The 23,950-nt window shown below is 63.3% G+C and carries 22 protein-coding genes; 15 read left to right on the plus strand and 7 right to left on the minus strand.

All coding sequences use genetic code 11. The features are described 5' to 3' along the window. Positions 1 to 5: 5 nt before the first annotated feature. Positions 6 to 1,379: an SLC13 family permease gene (locus V9L21_RS15155; RefSeq protein WP_337313155.1), complete on the minus strand. Its 1,374-nt coding sequence runs from the start codon at positions 1,377 to 1,379 to the stop codon at positions 6 to 8. A gap of 160 nt (positions 1,380 to 1,539) precedes the next feature. After that, positions 1,540 to 2,454, minus strand: a complete 915-nt coding sequence (locus tag V9L21_RS15160) for a LysR family transcriptional regulator (protein WP_337313157.1) — start codon at positions 2,452 to 2,454, stop codon at positions 1,540 to 1,542. A 113-nt stretch (positions 2,455 to 2,567) separates the two neighbouring features. Between V9L21_RS15160 and V9L21_RS15165 the strand changes: the two genes are divergently transcribed. After that, the gene (locus V9L21_RS15165; RefSeq protein ID WP_337313158.1) at positions 2,568 to 3,188 is read left to right on the plus strand and encodes an ATP-dependent DNA ligase; all 621 of its coding nucleotides are present in this window, start codon (positions 2,568 to 2,570) and stop codon (positions 3,186 to 3,188) included. Between the two features lie 9 nt (positions 3,189 to 3,197). On the opposite strand, the gene V9L21_RS15170 is transcribed toward V9L21_RS15165, so the two are convergent. Next, positions 3,198 to 4,631: a sensor domain-containing diguanylate cyclase gene (locus V9L21_RS15170; protein WP_337313160.1), complete on the minus strand. Its 1,434-nt coding sequence runs from the start codon at positions 4,629 to 4,631 to the stop codon at positions 3,198 to 3,200. A 292-nt stretch (positions 4,632 to 4,923) separates the two neighbouring features. Between V9L21_RS15170 and V9L21_RS15175 the strand changes: the two genes are divergently transcribed. Beyond that, complete coding sequence (locus V9L21_RS15175) at positions 4,924 to 6,297, plus strand: hypothetical protein (protein ID WP_337313162.1); 1,374 nt, start codon at positions 4,924 to 4,926, stop codon at positions 6,295 to 6,297. A 3-nt stretch (positions 6,298 to 6,300) separates the two neighbouring features. Here V9L21_RS15175 and V9L21_RS15180 read toward each other — a convergent pair whose 3' ends face one another. Then, entirely contained in the window at positions 6,301 to 7,509 is a 1,209-nt protein-coding gene (locus tag V9L21_RS15180; RefSeq protein ID WP_443304945.1) for an SMP-30/gluconolactonase/LRE family protein, read from the minus strand. A 226-nt stretch (positions 7,510 to 7,735) separates the two neighbouring features. Here V9L21_RS15180 and V9L21_RS15185 point away from each other — a divergent pair, with 226 nt between their 5' ends. From V9L21_RS15185 to V9L21_RS15225, 9 genes are all read left to right on the plus strand, one after another. Beyond that, positions 7,736 to 8,158, plus strand: a complete 423-nt coding sequence (locus tag V9L21_RS15185; protein WP_337313164.1) for a tripartite tricarboxylate transporter TctB family protein — start codon at positions 7,736 to 7,738, stop codon at positions 8,156 to 8,158. A gap of 10 nt (positions 8,159 to 8,168) precedes the next feature. After that, positions 8,169 to 9,692, plus strand: a complete 1,524-nt coding sequence (locus tag V9L21_RS15190; RefSeq protein WP_337313166.1) for a tripartite tricarboxylate transporter permease — start codon at positions 8,169 to 8,171, stop codon at positions 9,690 to 9,692. A gap of 250 nt (positions 9,693 to 9,942) precedes the next feature. After that, positions 9,943 to 10,425 carry an Hcp family type VI secretion system effector gene (locus V9L21_RS15195; protein ID WP_126746719.1) on the plus strand — a complete coding sequence of 161 codons (483 nt, stop codon included), beginning with the start codon at positions 9,943 to 9,945 and terminating at the stop codon, positions 10,423 to 10,425. A gap of 93 nt (positions 10,426 to 10,518) precedes the next feature. Then, positions 10,519 to 12,732 (plus strand): type VI secretion system Vgr family protein, encoded by a 2,214-nt coding sequence (locus V9L21_RS15200; protein WP_337313167.1) that lies wholly within the window; start codon positions 10,519 to 10,521, stop codon positions 12,730 to 12,732. An 8-nt stretch (positions 12,733 to 12,740) separates the two neighbouring features. Beyond that, entirely contained in the window at positions 12,741 to 14,063 is a 1,323-nt protein-coding gene (locus tag V9L21_RS15205; RefSeq protein WP_337313170.1) for a DUF2169 family type VI secretion system accessory protein, read from the plus strand. Further along, entirely contained in the window at positions 14,060 to 14,416 is a 357-nt protein-coding gene (locus V9L21_RS15210; protein WP_258506288.1) for a DUF4150 domain-containing protein, read from the plus strand. The genes V9L21_RS15205 and V9L21_RS15210 overlap by 4 nt, the downstream gene beginning before the upstream one ends. A gap of 7 nt (positions 14,417 to 14,423) precedes the next feature. After that, the gene (locus tag V9L21_RS15215) at positions 14,424 to 15,674 is read left to right on the plus strand and encodes a hypothetical protein (protein ID WP_337313173.1); all 1,251 of its coding nucleotides are present in this window, start codon (positions 14,424 to 14,426) and stop codon (positions 15,672 to 15,674) included. Next, positions 15,671 to 16,156 (plus strand): hypothetical protein, encoded by a 486-nt coding sequence (locus V9L21_RS15220; protein ID WP_337313175.1) that lies wholly within the window; start codon positions 15,671 to 15,673, stop codon positions 16,154 to 16,156. Before V9L21_RS15215 ends, V9L21_RS15220 begins: the two co-directional genes overlap by 4 nt. A gap of 6 nt (positions 16,157 to 16,162) precedes the next feature. Further along, entirely contained in the window at positions 16,163 to 17,173 is a 1,011-nt protein-coding gene (locus V9L21_RS15225) for a hypothetical protein (RefSeq protein ID WP_337313177.1), read from the plus strand. Positions 17,174 to 17,202: 29 nt separating this feature from the next. Here the strand turns inward: V9L21_RS15225 and V9L21_RS15230 are convergent, their stop codons facing one another. Beyond that, a complete protein-coding gene (locus V9L21_RS15230; RefSeq protein ID WP_337313178.1) occupies positions 17,203 to 18,129 on the minus strand; it encodes a LysR family transcriptional regulator in 927 nt (308 codons plus the stop codon). A gap of 321 nt (positions 18,130 to 18,450) precedes the next feature. Between V9L21_RS15230 and V9L21_RS15235 the strand changes: the two genes are divergently transcribed. The 4 genes from V9L21_RS15235 (at position 18,451) to V9L21_RS15250 (ending at position 21,867) form a co-directional block, all read left to right on the plus strand. Then, positions 18,451 to 19,422, plus strand: coding sequence for an NAD(P)H-dependent flavin oxidoreductase (locus V9L21_RS15235; RefSeq protein WP_337313180.1), 972 nt, complete (start codon positions 18,451 to 18,453; stop codon positions 19,420 to 19,422). 12 nt (positions 19,423 to 19,434) lie between these two features. Continuing rightward, positions 19,435 to 19,824, plus strand: a complete 390-nt coding sequence (locus V9L21_RS15240; protein ID WP_337313182.1) for a tautomerase family protein — start codon at positions 19,435 to 19,437, stop codon at positions 19,822 to 19,824. Between the two features lie 155 nt (positions 19,825 to 19,979). Next, positions 19,980 to 20,222, plus strand: a complete 243-nt coding sequence (locus V9L21_RS15245) for a DUF485 domain-containing protein (protein WP_258506275.1) — start codon at positions 19,980 to 19,982, stop codon at positions 20,220 to 20,222. A gap of 1 nt (position 20,223) precedes the next feature. Further along, positions 20,224 to 21,867 carry a sodium:solute symporter family transporter gene (locus tag V9L21_RS15250; RefSeq protein ID WP_337313184.1) on the plus strand — a complete coding sequence of 548 codons (1,644 nt, stop codon included), beginning with the start codon at positions 20,224 to 20,226 and terminating at the stop codon, positions 21,865 to 21,867. Here the strand turns inward: V9L21_RS15250 and V9L21_RS15255 are convergent. Continuing rightward, positions 21,808 to 23,211, minus strand: a complete 1,404-nt coding sequence (locus V9L21_RS15255) for a heavy metal sensor histidine kinase (protein ID WP_337313186.1) — start codon at positions 23,209 to 23,211, stop codon at positions 21,808 to 21,810. The two genes, V9L21_RS15250 and V9L21_RS15255, sit on opposite strands and share 60 nt — an antisense overlap. Then, entirely contained in the window at positions 23,208 to 23,879 is a 672-nt protein-coding gene (locus V9L21_RS15260) for a heavy metal response regulator transcription factor (protein ID WP_337313188.1), read from the minus strand. Before V9L21_RS15260 ends, V9L21_RS15255 begins: the two co-directional genes overlap by 4 nt. Positions 23,880 to 23,950: the final 71 nt, after the last annotated feature.

Genomic DNA, 23,950 nt, shown 5'->3' on the forward strand with positions numbered 1-23,950 from the left:
CGCCCTCACAGCACCACGAAGAGCAGCCACACCACCACCGGCGCCACCAGCGTCACGATGGCGCCGTACACCATCAGCTGCCGGAAGAACACGTCCCGGTCTACGCCCTTGGCGTTGGCAAGCACCAGCGCGCCGTTGGTGGAGAACGGACTGACGTCCACGATGGTCGAGGACACGGCCATTGCCGCGATGAAGCCGATGGCACTGACGCCGCTGTCGCCCTGCAGGAACGGCACCGCCAGCGGAATCAGCGAGCCGAGCACCGCGGTCGACGAGGCAAAGGCCGAGACCACCGCGCCGACGAAGCACAGCAGCAGCGCGGCAATCATGGGAGAGGTGAGCCCGGCCACACTGTGGCCGACGAAGTCGATCGTGCCCATCTTGTCCATCACGCCCACGTAGGTGCTGACGCCCACGATCAGCATGATTTCCGGCCACGACACCTGGCCCAGCGCGCGCTTTTGCAGGTTGGGCGCCATCAGCGTCAGCACGAGGCCGATGCTGATCGAGACGAAGCCGATGTCCTGCTTGAAGAACAGCGTCAGCACGGCGAGCGCAAGCAGTCCGGCCACGGTGGCGATGCGGTAGGCATGCGAGCCAGGCTGCGCGGCTTCGGCGCGCGATGACTCCATCAGCGAGTTTTCTGCCCGCGCCGCGATGCGCCGCTCTTCGGGAAACGATTCGCCCTCGGCATCGCCATACACCTGCGCGCCGCTCTGCCCGTGCGATGCACGTGGCACGACCGGGGCGCTGCCATCGGCGTTCGCTCGCTGCCGCAGCAGCTTCATGCCGCCCATCAGGAAGAACAGCAGCAGCGACACCGACAGGTTGACCCCGAGGCTTGCCAGCATGGTGGCAACCTCGTTCAGCGGCAGGCCGGCCTTGGCGACGATCTTGTTGGTGATGCCGCCGTAGATGCTGATCGGCGAAAAGCCGCCCCCTTGAGCACCGTGCACCACCATCAACCCCATGAGCAGCGGGTTGATGCCGTACTTGGCGGCAAAGCCAAGCGCGATAGGCGCAATGATGGCCACAGCCGCCGGGCTGACCGCGCCCACCGCCGTGAGCAGCGCGGCAATGAGAAACATGATCCAGGGAATGGCGGCAATGCGACCGCGCACCGCGCGCACCGCCAGCCTCACCAGCCAATCGATGGTGCCGTTGTTCTGCGCCAGCGCGAACAGGTAGGTGATGCCGACGAGCGTAAGAAACAGGTCGGCCGGAAAGCCGCCCATGATCGCCTTCGTGTTCATGCCGGCCACCAGCGTGCCGACCAGGAACGCGCCGACGAAGGCGATCACGCCCATGTTGATGGGCAGCACGGTGGCCAGCACGAACATGCCGACCAGCGCGTAAATCGAAATCCAATGTGAACTCATCGATGCGTCTCCGGTGTTTTAGGTACGACGCACATGGCACCACGCGTCTGGGTCCGTACGGTACGCACCCCCTCCGGGACGATCAATGAAGCGGCGTTGTCGACCTTTACGCCTTGTGAAACGATCGAGGGTTAACCCTGATCGGCCGGGTGCTTAACCCTCAGCCGAGTTCGGCTCTTGCCAGGCGGCACACCGACAGCAGCGCCAGCAGGTTCGGGTCGCGCTCGCGCGTGCGCAGGAAGTTGAGCGCGATGGTCTGGCGCATCAAGTACCGGGGTTGCAGCGGAATGAGCTGCACCTTCTGCGGCATCACACCGCGCACCCGCCCCGGCAGCAGCGTGTAGCCGACGCCGCCGCTCACCAGGTTCATCAGCGAGAAGATGTCGTCGGTCTTCATCACCACGTTGGGCGTGAATCCGGCGATGCGGAAGGTTTCGACAAACCCCCTGTAGGTGACGAAGCCTTCGCTCAGGCTCACGAAGCGCTCGCCGGCGCAGCTGCTCAGGTCGATCTCGGCCAGCGCGGAGTAGGGGGAGCCTACGGGGGCGGCAAACTGGATATCGTCTTCGAACAGCGGTTCCGATTCGACGTCGGAAACATCTTCGGGAATGGCCATGAGCGCGGCGTCGATTGCGCCGTCCCGCAGCTTCTGCAGCAGGTGCGCGTTGGAGCCGAGCACAAGCTCGGTGTGCAGGTCGGGCTTGCGCAGCTTCATGCCCATGATGAGCTGCGGCACCGTGCGGCTGGTCAGGGAATAGAGCGAACCGATGCGGATGCGGTCGGCCGAGTAGCCGGCAACTTCGCGCGTGGCGCGAACGCCCTCGGACATGGTGCGAAGCACATCGCGCGCTACCTCGGCCAGCGCATGGGCGGCTTCGGTCGGGTGCAGGTTGCGGCCTTCGTGCCGGAACAGGGCGCAGCGCAAACCGGTTTCCAGCGAATGCAGGGCGCGGTGCACGCTGACGGCGCTGATGTCGAGCTTTTCCGCCGCGCGGGCCAGATTGCCGGCTTCCATGAAGGCCAGCAGGATCTCGAGCTTGCGGAAAGTGATTTCTTCGTCGACGTGGAGGAGCATGGGCGGCCTGCGGATGACACCGGATCGTACCCCTGGCGATCATGGACGGCATCGGCTTCAGATTGCGACATTGGCTGACAGCCAGCCGATGCCGCGAGGTACAGCGTCCCGCCATGGCCAAGCTCGACCGCTACCAGCCGATGCTGCTCGACGAACGTCCCATCGTCCTCGACGAGCCGGGATGGATCTACGAACTGAAGTTGAACGGCTATCGGGTGCTGGCCGAGTTCGGCGGCGCCGTGCAGCTGCGCACGCGCAATGGAACCGATGCCACCACGTGGTTTCCGGAGGTCACGCAAAGCCTGGGCATGCTGAAAAGCGGGCAGTGCGTGGTCGACGGCGAGGTCTGCGTGTTCGACCAGGCGGGCCGCAGCGACTTCAGCCAGCTGCAGGATCGCGGGGCCCGGGGCCGCTATCCGGGTGGCCCGAACGTCGTCTACTGCGTCTTCGATCTGCTGGTGCACCGCGGCGTCGACATCACGCAGCAGCCGTTGCTCGAGCGCAAGGCCGCGCTCGCCGCGATTTTCAAGAAGAGGCCGCGGCCATACATCATGTACGTCGACCATTTCGAATCGGGCGCTGCCCAGCTTTTCGCCGACGTCGTGATGCCGATGAAACTGGAAGGCCTGGTGGCCAAGCGCGCGGGCAGCGTCTACCAGCCGGGCGTCCGGTCGAGCGATTGGGTAAAGGTTAAACGCAGCGTCATCCCGGCGGGGCGGCTTGCGCGAACCTGACTCAACAGTTCACTCGTGCACCATGACCGTGTTTCGCCCCTCCTGCTTGGCAAGATAGAGCGCCTCGTCCGCGGCTTTCAAAAGCTCGAACGGCGTGCTGTCGGGCTGCGGCACTCCGGCCGCCACGCCAAGGCTGATGGACACCGTGCCCAGCGCCGACGCCGCATGGGGAATACGCAGATCGGCCACGGCCAGCCGCGCCCTCTGTGCAACTTCGAGCGCACCTTCGGCGTCGGTCGCGGGCAACAGCAGAACCATTTCCTCGCCGCCGTAGCGCGCGACCAGGTCGCCGGAGCGCCACACGGCCGAGCGCAGCGCGTGGGCAATCCGGCGCAGGCACTCGTCGCCTCCGAGATGGCCGTACAGGTCGTTGTACTTCTTGAACTCGTCGACGTCGACCATGACGACCGCCAGCGGCGTCTGGCCTTCCAGCGCCTGCTGGAAGTTGAAGAGCAGGCGGGCGTCGAAGTAGCGGCGGTTGGCCAGGCCTGTGAGCCCATCTTCCTGTGCAAGATGTTCCAGGCGCTCATTGGCTTCGGTCAGTGCGTCGCGGGCGCTTCGCAAATGCAGTTCCGCCACCAGCCGCCTCCGCATCGACCGGATCAGGTAGCGGCCCGAGACGCCGACGATCAGGCACAGAAGGACCACCCAGGTCGTTTGATAGATCGATGCGGATTTCCATTCCTGCAGCGCCTCGTCCTTGCCGACGGCAACGGTCACGAAGAGCGGATAGTCCAGCAGGTGTTCGAAGCTGATGATCCGCGTCACGCCGTCGATCGCCGATCTTCCTTCGACAGTGCCCGAGCGCGAAGCCTGGAAGCGCTTCTGGAACGGCGAGTCCGTGTTGCGCCGGTTCATATCGGCTTCCCTGAAGGGGCGGCGAACCAGGAGCTGGTCCGTTCCGAACAGCGCAATCGCTCCCTGCTCGCCGATCTGAAAACGGTCCAGCACGCTCAGCAGGTGCTTGACGTTGAGCGTGACCAGCACCACGCCGGCAAAGTTGCCGTCGGGGTCGTTGATTCTTCGCGAGACCGGGATCACCCATTCGCCCGAAGAGCGGCTCACGATGGGCCCGCTGATCAGCGTTCGCGCGCTCGGGTTGTTCCGGTGGTAAATGAAGTACTCGCGGTCCGAGTTGTTCTTGGTACCCGCCGGAGATGCCTCGGAATAGACCAGCCAGCGGCCTTGCTCGTCGTAGATGAAGAGCCCCTTGATGGATTGGACTTCGGAGGCATGGTTCACCAGCACCGGCTGAAGACGCTGCAGCGTCTCGGGCGTGATGTCCGCGCGCTCGAGTTCGAAGACGATGCCCGAGATGATGTGTTCGGCCAGGGCGACGGTGCTGTCGATCTGCTGGCTCACCGCGCGTGCGAGGTTGGTGTTCGCCCGCTCGATCTGCTCGTTTTCTGCGGTGCGCGCGCGAATGACCAGCCACGCGTTCATGACCAGCAACGCCACGCACACAAAGACTACAAACAAAGTAGTACCGAAAATGACTCGGCTTTTTTGCGCGTCCGTCTTTCGGGCGAGGGAGCTCGCGTCGTTCGATGACCTCGGGCCAATGGACGTATCTGGAGCCGTCTCGGGCGACGGAGGAGAGGGCGCTTTTTTCATCGAAGGCTCGACTCTACAAAAAAAACGTCGGTCGCCGTCTCTACTCGCGCTGCGGTATTTCTTTTTTGTCGCACGTCGAGCCTGAAGCGACGCTGCGTGTCACCTTTTCGAGGTAATTCGCGTGCTTTTCTTCGAGCGCAACGCGGGCATGGATCGTGCGCTGACTGCCGCGGTGGACTCTTTTTTAAATCAACAAGCGCTTTTCATGATCATGTTTTTTCGAGGGTGCATTTCAGCACTGGTGTTTTCGGTGCTTCTGTTTGGCTGTGGCGGAGGAAGTGGTGGTGGCGGTCAGGGTGGCGGCCTGGGCAGTCTGGCCGGGTTCGCCGGCAACGGTGCTATCCAAGGCGGCGATGGCCAGAGTACCGGCGGGGCAGGGAACACGGGCAGCACAGGTGGAGCAAGTGGCGCCGGCAATGCAGGAGGAAGTACTCCGCCCATCCCGGCAACCACCGCATTGGTGACCACGCTCGGCAAGCCCGCGCGGGTGCTGCTTGGGCTAGGTGCAGGCAGTCCGATCGATCTGATGAAAAGCCAGGACATTCACCCGGACATCGTCGACACCTACCTCGTGGGCGTTGGCTCAGGCGCCTGGCCCAGCTGGAACAGCCCGGACGGCGCCTATGTCACATTCACCGCGCAGGCCATCCAGGCTTACGGCGCGGTTCCGATGTTCACGCTCTACCAGATGGCCACCAGCGGTGAGGGCAATCTGAGCATCCTCAACGATGCCACCTTCATGAACAACTACTGGGCGCAGGTGCGCCTGATGTACCAGCGCATTGCAGCCCTCGGTACGCCCGTTCTGGTCAATCTGGAGCCGGACTTCTGGGGATTCGTCGCGTCGCAAGCACCCGGTCGCGATGCGACGCGGATGACAGCCGCCGTGAACAACCAGCCCGAGTGCGCAGGGTTGCCGAACACCGTTGCAGGCCTCGGCCAATGCCTTGTGCAGATGGGCAGGCAGATCGCGCCCAAGGCGCTGATGGGGTTTCCGCCTGCCTTCTGGAGCGGCACCCCTGCCGAGATCGGCGCGCAGATGAAAGCGGTCGGGGCACATCAGGCGGACTTCATCGTTGCCCAGACGAGCGACCGTGACGCGGGCTGCCGCGAAGTCCCGTCGCCTCCCGAGGAATGCACGGGGCGAAGCGGGCCGTTCTATTGGGACGCAACCAACCAGGCCTCTCCGAATTTCCATGAGTCGCAGAGCCAGATCTCGGCCTATCGCGCGGCCCTGGGCAATGGCCTTCCGATCCTGTGGTGGCAGACACCGATGGGCGTGCCGTCCGACACGCCCGGCGGTACCGATCAGCACTACCGGAACAACCATGTCGACTACATGCTGCGCAACACGCAGGAGTACGGCGATACCCACACGTTCGCGATCGTCTTCAGTCCGGGCGGCAGCCATCAGACGTCGATCAGCACCGATGGCGGCCAGTTTGCCCGCCTCTCGAGTCAGTATCTCGCGCGAGGCGGCGCCACCCTGAAGTAGCGCCTAGCCCGGCGCCGCGCCCTGGGTGGCCGTGTAGACGGCATACAGCGACTGGCTCGCCGCCATGAACAGGCGGTTGCGCTTGGGGCCGCCGAAGCAGACGTTGCCGCAGACTTCCGGCAGCCGGATACGTCCGATGAGCCGGCCTTGCGGCGTCCATACCGTGACGCCGCTGTAGCCCACGTTGCGGCCCGCATTGCTGGAGCACCACAGGTTGCCGTCGACGTCGGCGCGCACGCCGTCGGGCGCGCACTTCACGCCGTCGACCATGAAGTTGCTGAAGAGCTTGCCGTTGCTGAGCTTGTTGTCGGAGCCGACATCGAACACATACATGTCGCCCTTGCCGCCTGCGATGGTGTCGCCCGGTCCTTGCCCGGTGCTGACGATGTAGAGCTTCTTGAAGTCCGGCGAGAAGCACAGGCCGTTCGGGTCTGGCACCAGGTCTTCTCCGGCCACCTGCGTGAGCGTGCCGCTCTTGTCCAGGCGATACACCGCGGTCGGCAGTTCGCGCTTGTACGAGCCGATCTCGGGCGGCTGCCCAAGCCTCGGGTTGAGCCGGCCGGCCTTGTTCGCGGGCCCGCCCGGTGCATCTACCGCGCCCTCGTAGAGCTGGGCGCCGTAGGGCGGATCGGTGAACCAGTAGCTGCCGTCAGGGTGAGGAACGATGTCGTTGGGCGAGTTGAGCCGCTTGCCGTTGAAGCTCGAGGCGAGGACGGTGACTGAGCCGTCGAGCTCGTAGCGCACCACGCGCCGCGTCAGGTGCTCGCAGGACAACTGCCTGCCCTGGTAGTCGAAGGTATTGCCGTTGCTGTTGTTGGAAGGCGCACGAAAAACGCTCACGTGCCCGTCGTCTTCGCTCCAACGCAACTGGCGGTTGTTCGGTATGTCGCTCCACACCAGAAAGCGGCCGACGGAATTCCACGCCGGCCCTTCGGACCACAGCGCGCCGGTCCACAGCCGCTGGATGGGGGCGTTGGGCTGGCGCAGGCCATCGAAGGCCGGGTCGACGGTGAGCACGTCGGGGTCGGTGAAGTAGGTGGTCGGCGTCCCGCCCGGGCCGAAGTCGCGCGGCGGCTGGGTGATGGTGCTCGGCGGTGCAACCGGTTTGCCGGAGGCAGCTTGCGCGTGCGTCCATCGCGGAAAGACGAAGGAGGCGCCTACCGCGGCGCCCACGCCGCCAAGAAGCTTCCGGCGTAGTACCGAACTATTCAAACCTGGATCGACTTTTTCTTGTGCCACTAATCACTCCATGAAAAGGATGGAAGAAGCTGGAGAAGGGCGGGACGTCTCCAGGCTCGCTTGATACATGAGCCGGCCATCGCGGTCAACGGCGTCGGTGTCCGCAGATACGTAGTTCCCCTCGCGGCTGGGTCAGATTGCGATCAGGCCGGCGCAAGAGCATGCCGTTGCGTTCGACAACCCACCACATCGGGCACGTATGAAAAACAGAAATCTTGCCAGGGGGCTCTTCCTCATGGCAATTGCGCTGGCCTTCGGCCTTACGGCGCTTCGCTATCCCATCGGAGACCTGAGCCGTGCGGGGCCGGGGCTTTTTCCGGTGATGGTGAGCAGCCTGCTGCTGCTGATCGGCGTGTCGACCGTGGTGCGGTCGTTCTTTGTCGAGCCGGTTCGGCTGGACCTTCACTTCAAGAACATCGCACTCATTCTTGCAAGCCTTTGCGGCTTCGCGTTGATCTCGATGTACCTGGACATGGCCGCGGGCATCGTCTTCATGGTGTTCTGTTCGGCCTTTGCGGGCAGCTCGAACTCGTGGCTGCGCAACGTCAAGATTTCCGCCGGGCTGATCGCCATGGCGTTCGCGCTTCAGAAACTCCTCGGCTTGAACCTGCCACTTTTCTGAGGGGCGAGATATGGAAGTCCTCAACAACCTGGCGTTCGGCTTTTCGCACGCCCTCACTTGGCAGAACCTGCTGTTCTGCGCCATCGGCTGCACGGTGGGAACGCTGGTCGGCCTGCTGCCGGGCCTCGGACCGCTGGCAACCATCAGCCTGCTGCTGCCGCTGACCTATTCCATTCCCACGACCGGCGCACTCATCATGCTGGCCGGCATTTACTACGGTGCGCAATATGGCGACAGCGTGAGCGCCATCACCATGAAGATCCCGCATGCGAGCAGCATCGTGGCCTGCATCGACGGGTATGCGATGACGCTGAAAGGGCAGACCGGCCTGGCGCTCTTCACGGCCGGTTTCTCCAGCTTCATCGGCGGCACGGTGGCCATCCTGGTGCTGTCGTTCTTCGCGCCCATGCTGGGCGAGGTCGCCTTCCTGTTCGGCCCGGCGGACTACGTCGCGATGATGCTGGTGGGCTTTGTGTGCGTGAGCTTCGTCACCACAGGCAGCCTGCTGAACGGCCTGGCAATGTGCATGATTGGCGTGCTGCTGGGAACCATTGGCACCGACGTGAACAGCGGCATGGCGCGCTTCACGCTGGACATGCCGTTTTTGACCGACGGTGTCGGCATCGTGAGCATCGCGCTGGGGTGCTTCGGCATTGCAGAAATTACCAAGAACCTCGACTCCCGCGAGGAGCGCTCGCCCTTCAACGGCAAGATCAACCTCATTCCCACCTGGGCGGAGTTCAAGCGGATCATTCCCAGCGCGCTGCGCGGCAGCGTGGTCGGCTCGCTGCTGGGCATCTTGCCCGGCGGCGGCCCGACCATTGCGCAGTTTGCGGCCTACGCGCTCGACAAGAAGGTGAGCAAGTACAAGCATGAGATCGGCTCCGGCTGCATCGAGGGTGTGGCCGGCCAAGCGGCGGCCGATGAAGCGGCCGCGCGCACGAGCTTCATTCCGCTGATGAGCATCGGCATTCCCGAAAACGCAGTAATGGCGTTGATGCTCGCGGCCTTCATCATCAAGGGCATCCAGCCGGGGCCCAACATGATCGGCGCGCACCCCGAGCTGTTCTGGGGCCTGGTGGCCAGCATGTGGATCGGCAATGTGTTCTTGCTGGTGCTGAACGTGCCGCTGGTGCGCTACTGGCTCTCGGTGTTCAAGATTCCGTACAGCGTGCTTTTTCCGTCGATCCTGTTCTTCTGCTGCATTGGCACCTACAGCGTCAACAACAATCTCGAAGACGTCTTCATCACGTCCGCCTTCGGCTTCATGGGCTACATGTTCATGCGGCTCGAACTGGACGCCGCGCCGCTCATGCTCGGATTCATCCTCGGGCCGATGCTGGAAGAGAACTTCCGCCGGGCCATGCTGCTGAGCCGCGGAAGCTTCAATGTGTTCATCAACCGGCCCATCAGCGGCACGCTCATGGCGCTGATCGCCGTCTTCACCGCGTGGCAGATTGTGGCCTTCGTCATCAAGGCACAGAAGAAGAATGCCGGCACAGGCATCGTGCATGGCGCGTTGGCAGAGGAGTGACTTTGCGCTGCCCTGCTGAGAACTAAACAGAAAGCAATATCGAGTTGGAAATTACTCCCAATTTCTGATGGAAAAATTTCACAAATGTTCGACAAATGAATGCAAGTAGAAATTTTCGTCACGCATGAGTAACGGACTTTTTCTAGAGTCACATGCGTGATCAATGACTCCGGAGGGAAGCTCATTGATGCATATCGCGCTGTCGGCACCAGACAGCTTTTTGCTTTCAATGACTTCAGGAGAAATCACCATGGCAGTAGACATGTTCATGCGCGTCGAGGGCGCAAACGGCGAATCCAAGGACTCGAACCATAAGGACTGGACGGATATCAAGTCGTTTGCATGGGGAGCGACGCAGCCTGGAAACATGGTCAGCGGCGGTGGCGGCGGCGTGGGCAAGGCAAGCTTCAACGACCTGCAGGTTCTTGCACGCATCGACAAGGCGGCCCCGTCCGTCATGAAGAACTGCGCAAGCGGCAAGCACCTGAGCAAGGTCGAAGTGTCGGTGTGCAAGGCCGGCGGCTCGCAGATCGAATACACCCGCGTCACGCTCGAAGAAGTGCTGGTGACCTCGGTGCAGTACACGGCCGAGCAGGGCAGCGATGCGGTGCTGGTGCAGTTTGCCTTCCAGGCCGCCAAGGTGAAGCAGCAGTACTGGGAACAGACCGACAAGGGCGGCAAGGGCGCCGAAACCGTTCTGGCCTGGAACATCAAGGAAAACCGGGAGGCTTGAGCCTCTTGCCGTCCGACGTCTCGGGGCCTCGTTTCTGAGGTCCCGGGCGTTGCGCAGCGTGCTTCTTTCCGCCGGTCAACTCAGGGGGAATCCATGCCAACAGGCTCCGCGCAGCTTGCGCGTGTTCTCAGCGTTTCATCGTCGGCCATGCCCACGTTGGGCGGCGAACCGGCATTGGAGCCGATAGCCATCGACGGCAGTGAAGGGCTGAGCAGCCTGTTCGGCTATACCTTGACCCTGGCCACTCCCGAGCAGTCCGGCTACAACGAGCGCCAGGCCGCCAATGTGGCCATCAAGCAGCTGGTGGGCGAGGCGCTCACCGCGCACATCGTGCTCGACGGGCGGCCGGGTTCGGGCCCCCAGCGCCGCCATATCTCGGGCCTTGTGACGCGCGTGCGCTTCCTGCGGCTGGAGAACCGGCGCGCACTGTACGAGGCGGTGATCGAGCCTTGGCTCACCCTGGCCACGCGCACCAGCGACTACCGCATCTTCCAGAACCAGAACGTGCTGGACATCGCGCGGGAGGTGCTCGGCAAATACGGGCTGCCCTTCGACGTGCGGGCCACGCGCAGCTATCCACCGCGGGAGTTCCAGGTGCAGTACGGCGAAAGCGACTACGACTTCGTCGCGCGGCTGCTGCACGAGTGGGGCCTGTACTTCTACTTCGAGCACGAAGAGAAGAGCCACAAGCTGGTGATCGTCGACGACATGGCCTCGCACCAGCCCTTTGCTCATGCGGGCTACCAGACCGTTCCGTTTCACGCAGCGGAGGCCACCGTGCGCGAAGAGCACTGCGACCGCTTCAATGCGTGCGAAGAGCTGCAAAGCGGCCGCTGGGTGACCAGCGACTTCGACTTCAAGCGCCCGAAAGCCGAACTGCAGCAGGTCAGCGCCATGCCGCGCAAGACGGCGCAGAACACCTGGGAGCGCTATGGCTGGCCGGGCGACTACGTGGTGGAGTCCGAAGGCGAACAGCTGGTGCGCACGCGCATGGAAGAAACCGGCAGCCGCGGCGAACGCGCGAGCGGCTCGGGCAACCTGCGTGCGGTGGTGCCGGGCTGCCTGCTCACGTTGGAGCGCCATCCGCACAACGAATCGAACCGGCAGTACCTGGTGACGGAAGCCCATCTCCGGCTGCAAGACGTGGGCGATGCCAGCGCGCAGCAAGAGTTCGAGTGCCGCGTCGATTTCGAGGTCATTCCGGCGAACAAGGTGTTCCGGGCGCCGGCACCGCCGGTGCCGAGGCCGCGCACCACTGGCCCACAGACGGCGATCGTCACCGGGCCCGCGGGCCGGGAGATCTGGACCGACGAATACGGCCGCGTGAAGCTGAGCTTTCACTGGAACCGCTATTGCACCAAGGACGAGAACAGCTCGTGCTGGGTGCGCGTGTCCTCGCCCTGGGCCGGAACCAACTTCGGCGGCATCCAGATCCCGCGCATCGGCCAGGAGGTGATCGTCGACTTCGAGAACGGCGACCCGGACCGTCCGATCGTCACCGGTCGCGTCTACAACGCAGACAACATGCCGCCGTGGAGCCTGCCCGACAACGCCACGCAGAGCGGGCTGCTCACACGCAGCTCCGAAGGCGCGACCGATGCCAATGCCAACGCGCTGCGCTTCGAGGACAAGAAGGGGCAGGAGCAGGTGTGGCTGCACGCCGAACGCAACCAGGACATCGAGGTCGAGCACGACGAGACGCACTGGGTGGGGAACGACCGCAGCAAAACCATCGACCACGACGAGACCGTGCATGTGAAGCACGACCGGACCGAGACGGTGGATCATGACGAAACCATCACGGTGCACAACAACCGCACCGAGACGGTGGACGGCGACGAGACCATCACCATCCACAAGAACCGCACCGAGACCGTCGATCTCAACGAAACCATCGGCATCGGCATGAACCGGACCGAGAAGGTGGGCCTGAACGAGACCATTCACATCGGTGAGCACCGGACGGTGACCATCGGCGGCGCGAAGATGGAAACCATTGCGCTGGCCAAGGCCGAGACCATCGGATTGGCCAAGGCGCTGACCATCGGCCTCGGCTACCAGATTACCGTGGGCGCAGCCATGAACACCAGCGTTGCGCTGATGCAGACCGAGCAGGTGGGCCAGTCCAAGCGTGTGGACGTGGGCAACACGCTGACCCTGCAGGCCGGTGACCGTATCCAACTGGTGTGCGGCAAGAGCTCGCTGGTCATGACGTCGGACGGCGCGGTCACCATCAGCGGCTCGTCGTTCGATTTCACGGCCAGCGGTCCCGTGCAGATCAGCGGCAACGACATCGACTTCAACTGAGCGCCGCGGTGGAGTTTCGCAACCTCACGCCTTTCGATGCGATGTGCTTTCGCGCCGCAACGCCAAGCGACCGCGAATACCGGGTCGTCGCCATGAAGATTGGCTACAGGCTCGTGCGCGGGCGGCACGGCCAGTGGCAAGCCGAAGTCAATGACGACCGACCCGTGCCGTTGACGCTTGCCGACGAATACTGGGGTGAAGAGGGCGCGTCGAGCCCGCGCGAGGAGAGCGATCTTGCACCTTACAAGCCGCGCTGCGACGTGATCGTGAACGCCATCGCTCATGCGCCTTGCGGCGTGCCTGCGTCCGACTGGGAAGTGCGCGTGAAAGTGACGGCGCGGCCACAGTGGCTGCAGTTGCCGCAGCCGCCGCGGCCCCTTCATCCGGGCGCGCGATTGACGCCAAGGCAGCAGCAAGAATGGGACAGCGAGACGCAGCGTGCGCAGGCGCTTGCCGCGCCTCGGGCCGTGCTCGACAAGCGGCTCCGCATCAGCGGCCCGGCCGTTCTGTACCGGCGCGACAAGCGCAACTGGGAGCGTACGCCGCCGGAAGCCATTGCCAGCCTGCCGATGCGTTGGGAATACGCCTTGGGAGGCCGGAGCCTGCTGCGCCGGGCCGGTGCTCCAAAGGACGAGCCGCCGCTGCTCGACGAAGTCTGCTTCTCCAATCCGCTCGGGCGCGGCTGGATCGAGCAGCGCGAACTCGAAGAGGCGCGCAGCGCAGGACAGCCCGAGGTCGAGCGCATCGCGGCCCCGCAGATCGAAGCGGCCGGCGTGCGCATGCGGCAGCCGGTCATCGCCAGGCATGCGAGCGTCAACCAGGACGCCCGGACCATGGCCGAGACGGCCAGGAGCTATGGCGAGACGCCCGCCGGCCTGGGAGTGGTCGGCAGGGCCTGGGCGCCGCGGCTCGCGCTGGCCGGAACGTATGACGACGCGTGGCTCGAGCAGCGTCACCCGTGGTTGCCGAAGGATTTCGACTTCGGCTACTGGAATGCCGCGCCCGTCGACCAGCAGATCCCTTACCTTCCGCCCGACGCGTGCATCGAACTCTGGAACCTCAGCGACCCAGCGACGACCCCGGAGGGCCATTTGTCGGTCACCCTGCCGGGGCACCGCGCGCTCGTGCTGGCAAGACTGGACAACGGCGCGTTGCTGCCGTTGCCGATGGTCACGGACACGCTTCTCATCGATACGCAAGCCATGGCGCTGTCGCTGGTGCATCGCACATGGATTCCGTCGGACGCGCCGGTGCGCGTGGTCGAGGCCCGTTTCGAGACCGATCCGCAGGCGCCATTGGTGCGTTCGCGAAACGTGGCGCTCAACCAATGAGCGCCAACGTCACGGCCCGCAAGGATGGCAGCTGGCGCGTGGTGAGCCTTGCGCCGGACGTCTGCAAGACGCCGATGGGCAGCTCGATTCCGCCTGTGCCCTATCCGGTTACCGCGCAGTTGGAGACCACCACATCGGTGGCCAGGAGCGTGCGCGCCAACGGTCATCCGGTGGTGGTGTACGACATGAGCATCGTGCCCACGACCATCGGCGACGCCGCCGGCGCGGCCAAGGGCGTGAAGAGCGGCACCGTGCAGGGCAAGTGCTACCCGAAGGACCACAGCGGAACCGTGCGCGCCGAAGGCAAGCTGCTCGTGCGCCATGACGATCTGTTCTGGATGAACGGGAAGTAGGGCGCCGATGACGGTCACCATCGACATCGATCCCGCTTTCAGCAGGCCGGTTGGCGGTGGCGGCCGCCTGGTGGGCTACAACAACGCCGATTCGGTGTCGATGCTGTACTTTCCCTCCGACCTTGGGCCGGCGGAAAAGACGTGGCACATGTCGCACGAACAGTACGAGGAGCTTCGCCAGGCTCAACCGACGCTGGAACTGCCCGAACTCAAACCCCGCAAGCCCGGCACCAATGCGAACGGCAACACGCTCGGCTCCGTGGTCGGCGAGACGCCTTCGACCGCCGGCAAGGCGACACAGGCCAACCCCGAGGTGAAGCCCGAAACGCCGAAGGAAGAGGGCTGGTGGGGCAGTTGGGGCAGTTCGGTGGTGCACACGGTGCTCGACGTGGGCGGCGCCATCCCGGTCGTCGGCATTTTTTCGGATGGCATCAATGCGGGCATCTACGCGGCCGAAGGCGACATGGTCAACGCCGCAATCTCGGGTGCCTCCGCGGCCGCCAACCTGATTCCTGGCGGCGGGGCCGCCACGAAGGCTGGCAAGCTGGCCTACAAGGGCGGCAAGATGGCGTTGGAGAAAGCCGAGAAGGAGCTGGCCGAAAAGCTGCTGAAGGAGCAACTGGAGAAAGAAGCGGCAGAAAGGCTGGCCAAGGAGAAGCTCGAGAAGGAGGCCGCGCAAAAGGCCGAGGCGGGCGGCGGCGGTGGTTCGAAAAAGAATGACTCGCAGGTCAAGAAGGGAAAGAAGCCGAAATGCGGCGGGCGGGCGACTTACGGCAAACAGGCTGGCGACTTCCTGGGCAATGAGATGGAGCGGGATCACATTCCCAATGTGGCCTCGCTCAAGGACATGGCCGAAAAGATGCTGCGCGAGGATGGCATCGATCTGACGCCGGCACAGCGTGACTCGCTGTTCGGAAAGGTGGGAAAGAACGGGCAGCGTGAAGGCGGAAAGATATACACCCACGCACAGACCGTCGCCGTGCCCAAGGAGATCCACAGAGCAAGTCCCACCACCGGGAACCACGAGAACTACAAAGACTCGAAAGACCTCGCTGGGGCGGCGCGTCGCGACACCAGGAATCACAGGGACGCCATCGAAAAAAGTGACAATCACAAGGACTGCGCAAAGGCCCTGGAAGAGGCCTCGGAGGTCATCGACAAGATCTCGAACGATCAGTACAAGAAATTTCTGAACAACTTGATCGACGACGCCCTCGAAGGCAAGCGAAGCACGAATCCATGGAAAGGAATCTTATGAAAGCGCCGCATCGATATCCGGAGGCCCAGGACTTTGTCTCTGCGATCGCCAAGCCATTCGACAGCGAACCGGGGAGCAAGGTCGTGGCGCCTTTCGGCATCGTATGGCCCGATGCCGTCAAGCTCGATAGTGGCCTGGAGATCTACAACGTCAGCGCGCCGACTCTGGGCATAGGCTTCACGTACAAAGATGCAGGCTTGGTGTTCGAGCAGGAGTATCACGACGTGGGCGAAGGCCCGTTCTTGCTGACGCAATGCGGTTTCTGGGGCCACGAGGACGAGTACGAGAGCTACAAGGGCCCTCTGTGGAAGGACCTGCGGTTTTCCGACACAGTGGCCGATGCAGTGGGCAAGCTGGGTGCCCCAACCCGCGTGGGTCGCCTCGATATCCATTTTTGGGAGCTGCCCGATTTCAGATTGACGATCCAGTGGAAGAGCCCAGGCAAGATTCGAGTGGTTTCGTACTGGATGAAGCAGGATTGACGCGCGGTGAGCCTGTTCAGCTTTCTTTCGTTGCTGGGCGCGGACTCGACGAATGCGCAGCTGGTCACGGCGCTGGAGCAACTCGGCGTGCGCCGGCGGCCGGAGAAACCGTCTCCCTTCAAGAGCCCTTACGAGGTTCTCTTTCGCTTGAGCAAACATGGTCTCTGCCTGTCGTTCCAGGACCTTGCCTATGTGGAAAACAGGCCACCGCGCCAATGGGGCAACAGTACGCTGCAGTTGCGCACCGTGACGGTCACCGCGGGCGTGGAAGGCAAGTATTTGCCATACGCCGGCGAAATGCCCTACGGCATTTCCTGGAGCGATACGCGCCAGCAGGTTCGCGAGCGCATGACCCAGCACGAAGACAAGTTGCACGGCTACCTGCGCGATTGCTGGTGGTTCGGCGAGCGCTACATGAGCGTGACCTACCAGCCGGGTGACATCACCCGGCCCGAGCAGCCGGGCGTTTTCGACCTGTCCTTCGGATTGTTCTACCCAGAGAGCGAATTGGTGCGGCCGGCAAAGTATCCGAATCATGAAGTGCTCGTGGGCCTTTTCGGCAAGTCGATGGATGCCCCCGAATTCCGCCAGGCGTTCGGGTCCTTCGATGTGGAGAACTGGAAGGCGCAGAGCGAGGACGGACACCTCGACCGCCGGCGGGCTTTCGGATTCGAGTTGTACTTCGATCCCGCCAGGCCTGCCGATGACGGCACGCCGTCCTTTGCCGGCGCGAACCTGACCAGGGGCCGGCTCGGTCCTTCGCAGAAGTGGGAAGGCACCTTGCCTTTCGGCCTCGACTTCGACGACACGCCGCCAATGCTGCGGCAGAAGATACCCGCACCGCCTCTTGGGTGGGACGACTCCATGGTCGTCTGGGGCTTCGCGAAATGGTCTCTTCCGCAGATGGACGTGCGAGTGAACTACGACACGGTGCAGAACTGTGTGGAATGCATTGCGCTGCTGGCACCCGGCTATCTGCGACGCAATGAATTCGAATCCCGAGTCTCCGGTCAATAGGAGGGGGCGAGCGGACTCGCCCAGTTGGCTCACGGGGCAGCCGCTGGCTCGAACATGTCGCTCACCGGAAAGTCGCCAAGCTGGCGCAGCGCGGGACGCGCCAGGCATTCCCGAAACATCCGCATCGCGGTGGACTCGAAGGCGTCCCGGCGCGTGACGAGCAGCGTAGGCGCCCGGGAGATCGAGGCATCGATTTCGTGCACGACCAGCCGCTCGTGTGCGAACGACCTGGCGACCACATACCGGGGCAGCAGGGTGACGCCGACATCGGCGCCAACGCAGCCCAGAATGCCTTCGAGCGTTCCGAATTCAAGCCGCCGATAGGAAGGGCGCCCGAGCTGTACGAGCAACTGCTCGAGGCGCTGGCGGTATGAGCAGCCCGTCCGGAACATGAGTGCGGTCAGCGGCGCTGCCTCATTGCGCAGGGCCGCAAGATGGGGCCATCGCCGCGACGTGACCAGCACCAGCTCTTCATCGAAGATCTTCTCGGCCTTCAGCCGGGGGTGATCGATCGGTCCCGCGACAAATGCGCCGTCTACCTCGTTGTCGATGACGCTCTGGATCAGCTCGGCCGTGGGCCCGGTGCGCACGACCAGCTCAACGGCCGGGTGGCGGGCGTTGAACTGGCCCAGCACTTCCGGCAGACGCACCGCGATGGTCGTCTCCATGGAGCCGATCACCAGCGGCCCCTTGGCCTGGCCGTCGTCGCGCGCGTTGGCGGCCGCTTCCTGCAGCAGAGCCACCGCGCGAGAGGCGTAAGGCAAAAGGCGCATGCCAGCGCTGGTGAGGGCAACGCCGCGGCTGTGGCGTTCGAACAGCGGCAGGCCGACCTCGTCCTCGAGCGCCTTGATGCGGCTGGTGACGTTGGACTGGACCGTGTGAAGTTCCTTTGCGGCCTTGGTGATGCCCGCACAGCGAGCCACTGCGGCAAAGGTTGTGAGATCTCCAACTTCCATATGCATCTCCAAATCAGATCGAAACGGCTGATGACTTCAATCAGCAAGCAGCTTCCGCAAGATGCGTACCTGCAAAAAACGAGGCGCGTCGAACAGGTTGGTGCAAATGCGCCCCACAGAGGGGCATCGTAGGCAGTTTTGGTGGCGCCAAGCCCATGGTTAGCCCTGAGTGCATACGGCATCGCGAGGCTGAAGACATTGCCGGAAGAGCCCGGTAAGCAATCTGTTCAACAGATTGGCGGCATCAAAACAAATCGTTTCCCAGGATTCGATCGGCTTCCTAGCATCCGGGCCTTCCACCACCCCATGTCGAGGAGTCCCATGCTCACCAACCGCTTCACCGAAAAGTTCGGCCTGCAATATCCGATCGCACTTGCGCCCATGGACCCTGCCTCTGGCGGCGTGCTCGCTGCGGCGGTGTCGAATGCCGGCGCACTCGGCCTCCTGGGCGGCGGATACGGAAGCCACGAAGTCCTGGAGCGTGAGTTCGACCTGGCGGGCGACGCGTCCATCGGCTGCGGCTTCATCACCTGGTCGATGGCGCGGGATGTGTCGCTGCTCGACAAGGCGCTGGCGCGCCGGCCGCGGTGCCTGATGCTCTCGTTCTCCGATCCCGAGCCCTTCGCCGCAAAGGTGCATGCGGCGAAGATTCCACTGATCTGCCAGGTGCAGACGCTCGAGCACGTGCAGCGCGCGCTCGACGTCGGTGCGGCTGTCGTCGTGGCGCAGGGAACAGAGGCGGGGGGTCACGGCTTCGACCGGCAAACCACCATGACCTTCGTCCCGGAAGTCGCCGACTACCTTGCAGCAAAAGGGCCGCAAACAATCTTGCTCGCCGCCGGAGGTATTGCGGACGGACGCGGCCTGGCGGCTGCATTGATGCTGGGTGCCGATGGGGTCTTGATGGGAACGCGCTTCTGGGCAACCCAGGAGGCCCTTATCCACCCCAATGCCAAGACCCGCGTGACGCAGGCGCGCGGATCGCAGACGATTCGCACCTCCGTGTATGACATCGTGCGCGGAAAAGCCTGGCCGAAGGAATACACCGGCCGCCTCATGCACAACGACTTCATTCATCGCTGGCATGGGAACGAAGAGGCGCTTCGACCTCTGCGCGAGTCGGAGCTGCGCGCCGTCGAATCGGCGCATGAGTCCGGCGACTACGACTGCGCGAATGTCACGGTGGGGCAGGCCATCGGCCTGATCGGCGACGTCCCGTCGGCGGCCGATGTCGTGCACCGGACCGCGCGGCAAGCGCGCGACATCATCCACAACGCGCAACGCCGCATCTGAGAGGCGTTGCAAATGCCACTCTTGAAGTTCGATCTCATTCAAGGCCGGGACGACGAGCAGCTGCTGGCGCTCCTCGACAGTGCCCACGCGGCAATGGTCCAAGCGTTCGAGGTGCCGCTCTCCGACCGCTATCAATGTGTCACGCAGCATCGACCGAATGAACTCGTGATCCACGACACGGGGCTGAATCTTCCGCGCTCGAACAACGTGGTGCTGCTGACCGTTGTCACCCGCCCCCGATCCGACATGCAGAAAAGAGACTTCTACCGGCTCCTCGTTGCCAACCTGCAGAGGGACTGCGGCCTGCGTACGGAAGACGTGGTGATCAGCCTCGTCGAGAACAAGGACGCGGACTGGTCCTTCGGCCTTGGCGAGGCCCAGTTCCTGACGGGGGTGCTCTAGCTCGGAGCACTCGAAGCCGTCCGCCTTGGTGCAGGCAATGCACCTTCATCAGGCATCTGGGCAACGGATCGGTCTCATCGAAATTAATCGTTTCCTGCACCTCGGGCGCATCGATATGGTTGCGCTCGGATCGAATCAACTTGACGGAGATTTTCATGCGTCGCGACCTCAACGATGGAGGCGGCGAATCGCTGGGCTTCGGCCTGGCGCTCACCGCCGTGCAGGTTCTTGTCTACTTTGCGTTTGTGCTGATGTGCTGCTTCAACGCGAGAGGAATGGCGTTCACGGTGCCCGTGCTCGACATTCCTTTCGCATTCGCCTTCGGTCTTCTTGTGATCCTGTGCGGGATCGTGCTGACCGTCATCTACGTTGTTCGAACCAACCGGATGGATGGCTGACATGAAGAAATTGATTGCTGCGTTCGCAGCTTCGGCTTCGGCGACCCATGCGTTGGCGGCGGGGGGGAGCATCGGCTCTCCCTCCGCAACCTCTGTGTTGCTTTTTCTCGCAGTGATTTCGATCACGCTTGCCATCACATGGTGGGCCGCGCGCCGCACCTCATCGACCAGCGACTTCTACGCGGCGGGAGGACGCATCTCCGGGTTCCAGAACGGACTGGCGATCACCGGCGATGCCTTGTCTGCCGGCGCCTTTCTCGGCTTGACCGCGCTGGTCTTCTCGAGCGGGTTCGACGGCCTGATCTACGCCATCGGCTACACGACGGGTTTGCCGATCGTTGTGTTCCTGATGGCGGGAAAGCTGCGCCAGTTGGGAAAATTCACCTTCACCGATGTCGTTTGTTCACGGCTCAGTGGCAGTGCCATACGGGTGTTTTCCGCGTGCGCCTCGCTGATCATTGTGGCGTTCTACCTCATCGCCCAGATGGTCGGCGCGGGGCAGTTGATTCAGTTGCTCTTCGGCATTGATTACACCCTCGCCATCGTGCTGGTCGGCGTGTTGATGGTGCTGTACGTCGTCTTTGGTGGAATGATGGCCACGACGTGGGTCCAGATCATCAAGGCCGTGCTGATGCTGGGCGTTGGAGCGGCAATCACGTTCCTGGTGTGGCAGCAGTTTGGCTTCAGCATGGGCGCGTTGCTTCGCAAGGCGGTCGAGGTGCACCCAGGAAAGGACGCCATCCTCTCGCCGACGGCGTTTGCCAAGGATCCGCTGTCGGGGCTTTCGCTCGGTATTGCACTGATGCTTGGTACCGCGGGCCTGCCGCATGTGCTGATGCGCTTTTTTACCGTGCCCGATGCCAAGGCTGCACGCACGTCGGTTCTCTGGGCAACCATCTTCATGAACTGCTTCTACGCCATGATTTTCATCATCGGCTTCGGCGCGCTTGCCTTGCTTCGCATGCATCCGGAATACATGGACGCGAAAGGCTTGCTGATCGGCGGCAGCAATACGGCTGCACTGCATCTGTCTCATATCCTTGGCGGTGAAATCATGTTCGGGCTGGTTTCCGCCGTCGCATTTGCCACCATCCTGGCGGTGGTTGCCGGCCTGACACTGTCTGGCGCTTCGGCGATCAGCCACGACATCTATGGCGCACTGTTTCGGCACAAGACGGCCGATGCTCGGGATGAAATCCGGATCGTTCGTTTGGCCACGATTGCGCTCGGTGTCTTTGCGATTGCGCTCGGCATTGCGTTCAAGGGGCAGAACGTCGCCTACATGATCAGCCTGGCGTTCTCGATCGCCTGCTCGTCGACATTTCCCGTGCTGATACTTGCGATCTACTGGAATCGCCTGACAGCCACCGGTGCGGTGGTAGGGGGGAGCGTGGGGCTGCTGTCTTCGCTGCTGCTTACAGTGCTTGGCCCGGCGATCTGGGTCAAGGTGCTTGGGCACGCAAGCCCTGTGTTCCCGATCGATCCGCCGGCCTTGGTTACTGTTCCTCTTGCCTTTTTTGCCTGCGTGATGGTCAGCCGTTACTGGGCACCGACGGAGCCGACCCAAGGGGAGGACCTGCGGCGCTCACCCGGTCATCGCGGGAAAGCGCAACTCGAACCGCATCAAGCCGGGCATAGGGCATGAGGCGGACACTTCGCCGCCGTGCAAGGCCATGATCGCCTTGACGATCGCGAGCCCGAGGCCGTTGGATTCGGTGTGCCTGCGTGCTGCGTCGCCTCGGTAGAAGCGGTCGAACAGACGTCCGAGCTGTTCGGGCGGGACCGGCACGCCTTCGTTCTCGACAGCTATCGTCGCCGTGCCGCCGTCTTGCACACCGATCAGCCGCACGATCGTCCCCGGTGTGCCGTGGCGCACTGCATTCACGACGAGATTGTTGACCGCGCGCCGGCACAGCGCTGCATTGACGAAGGCCATACCGCTGGCTTGCACTTCGAAGCGAAGCCCGTTCTCATCGGCAGGGCCCTCGAAGTACTCGGCGATCTTCTCAAGCTCGGCATGCAGCGCAATCGGAGTTCGCTCGATCGTCAGCGATGCATGGTCGGCTTGCGCGAGGAACAGGATGTTCTCCGCAATCTGGCGTAACCGGTTCAACTCTTCGAGGTTCGATTCAAGAAGCTGCTGGTACTCATCGGCGCTGCGAGCCCGTTGCAGCGCGACTTGCGTCTGTCCGATCAGCGCGCCGACGGGAGTGCGGATTTCGTGCGCGAGATCGGCAGAGAATTGTGAAAGACGCTCATAGCCGATGGCAATGCGGTCAAGCATGGCGTTGAACGCGACCACCATATGCTGCACTTCGAGCGGCGCGTCATGCTCTGGCAGGCGTATGGCGAGATTGATCGGGTTGATCAACGCCGCCTTCCCGGCAACCCGGTGCAGCGGCCTCAGGCCGTGCCGCAGCACCAGATACGCAAGAATGGTCGAAGCGAGCATCGCGATGATGGCGCTGAGGACTACGCGATCTCGATTGGCGCGAATCATCTTCACCTCGGTGGTCAGTGGGTGGCCGGCCACCACCTCCACCATATCGCCATTGCGGCCTGAACGCGCGAGCGCCGCAACCCAATGCATCGGCACGCCATCCGCCATCGGCATGTTCAGTACGTTCCCGATCGCCAGATCGCGGTCGGCCGAGACTGCGACGAGCGAGCCGGGCACGGGAAAACGGCGGGGGTTGACGTCGATGAAAGGCGCTTCGCCGGGGCGACGCAGCAGCAGCACATCGCTCTCGGCACCGAGCATGGCCGTGAACAGAGAAGGTCGCTCGTGCAGGTCGGAGATCGTCTGCACGTTGCCTACCAGGCGGCGGAAGTGCTCGACGCGTCCGATCAGCCGCGTGTCCAGTTGCTCGGTGATCGCCGACCTCGCGGAATAAAAAAAGTAGGCGCCGAGCATGCCGGTGACCGTGCAAGCGATCAGAGCAAGCAGCAACGTGGCTCGCACCGCCAGCGATCGCGGCAGCCACCTCATGGCGCGTCGCCGAACGAATAGCCGATGCTGCGCACCGTGTGGATCAGCTTTTTCTCGAACGGCTGATCGATCTTCGCGCGAAGGCGCTTGATTGCGACGTCCACGACATTGGTGTCGCTGTCGAAGTTCATGTCCCACACTTCTGACGCGATCAGAGTGCGCGAGAGCGCCTCGCTCTGCCGCTTGATCAGCAGTTGCAGCAGAAGGAACTCCTTGTTCGTCAGCGCGATCTCCTTGCCTTCGCGCGTGACCTTGCGGCGCAGGACGTCAACCTTCAGGTCTGCGAACTCGTAGAACTCGGCTTCGCGCACGATGCCCCGACGCAGCAGCGTGCGAATGCGCAGCACCAGTTCGGTGAACGAGAAGGGCTTGACGAGATAGTCGTCGGCGCCGAGTTCAAGGCCGCGGATGCGGTCGTCCAGGCGGTCGCGCGCGGTGAGAAAGAGCACAGGCAGGTCCCGCTTGTCGCGCAAGGCCTGCATGATCTGCCAGCCGTCGATGCCGGGCAGCATCACGTCAAGCACGACGAGGTCATAGGCGTGTTCAAGCGCCATGTGCAGCCCATCCGTTCCGGTGCGCGCAAGGTCGACGGCGTAGCCGCTTTCCTTCAGGCCCTTTTTGAGGTAGTCGCCCGTCTTCGGGTCGTCTTCGATGACAAGGATGCTCATTGGAGTGTGTCCACCATTCTCTCTCGCAGCGCGGCGCCGATTCATGACTTTTTTGTCATCCAAATGCCATG

It is taken from the genome of Variovorax sp. CCNWLW235 (assembly GCF_037204085.1).
Classification (GTDB): Bacteria; Pseudomonadota; Gammaproteobacteria; order Burkholderiales; family Burkholderiaceae_C; genus Variovorax.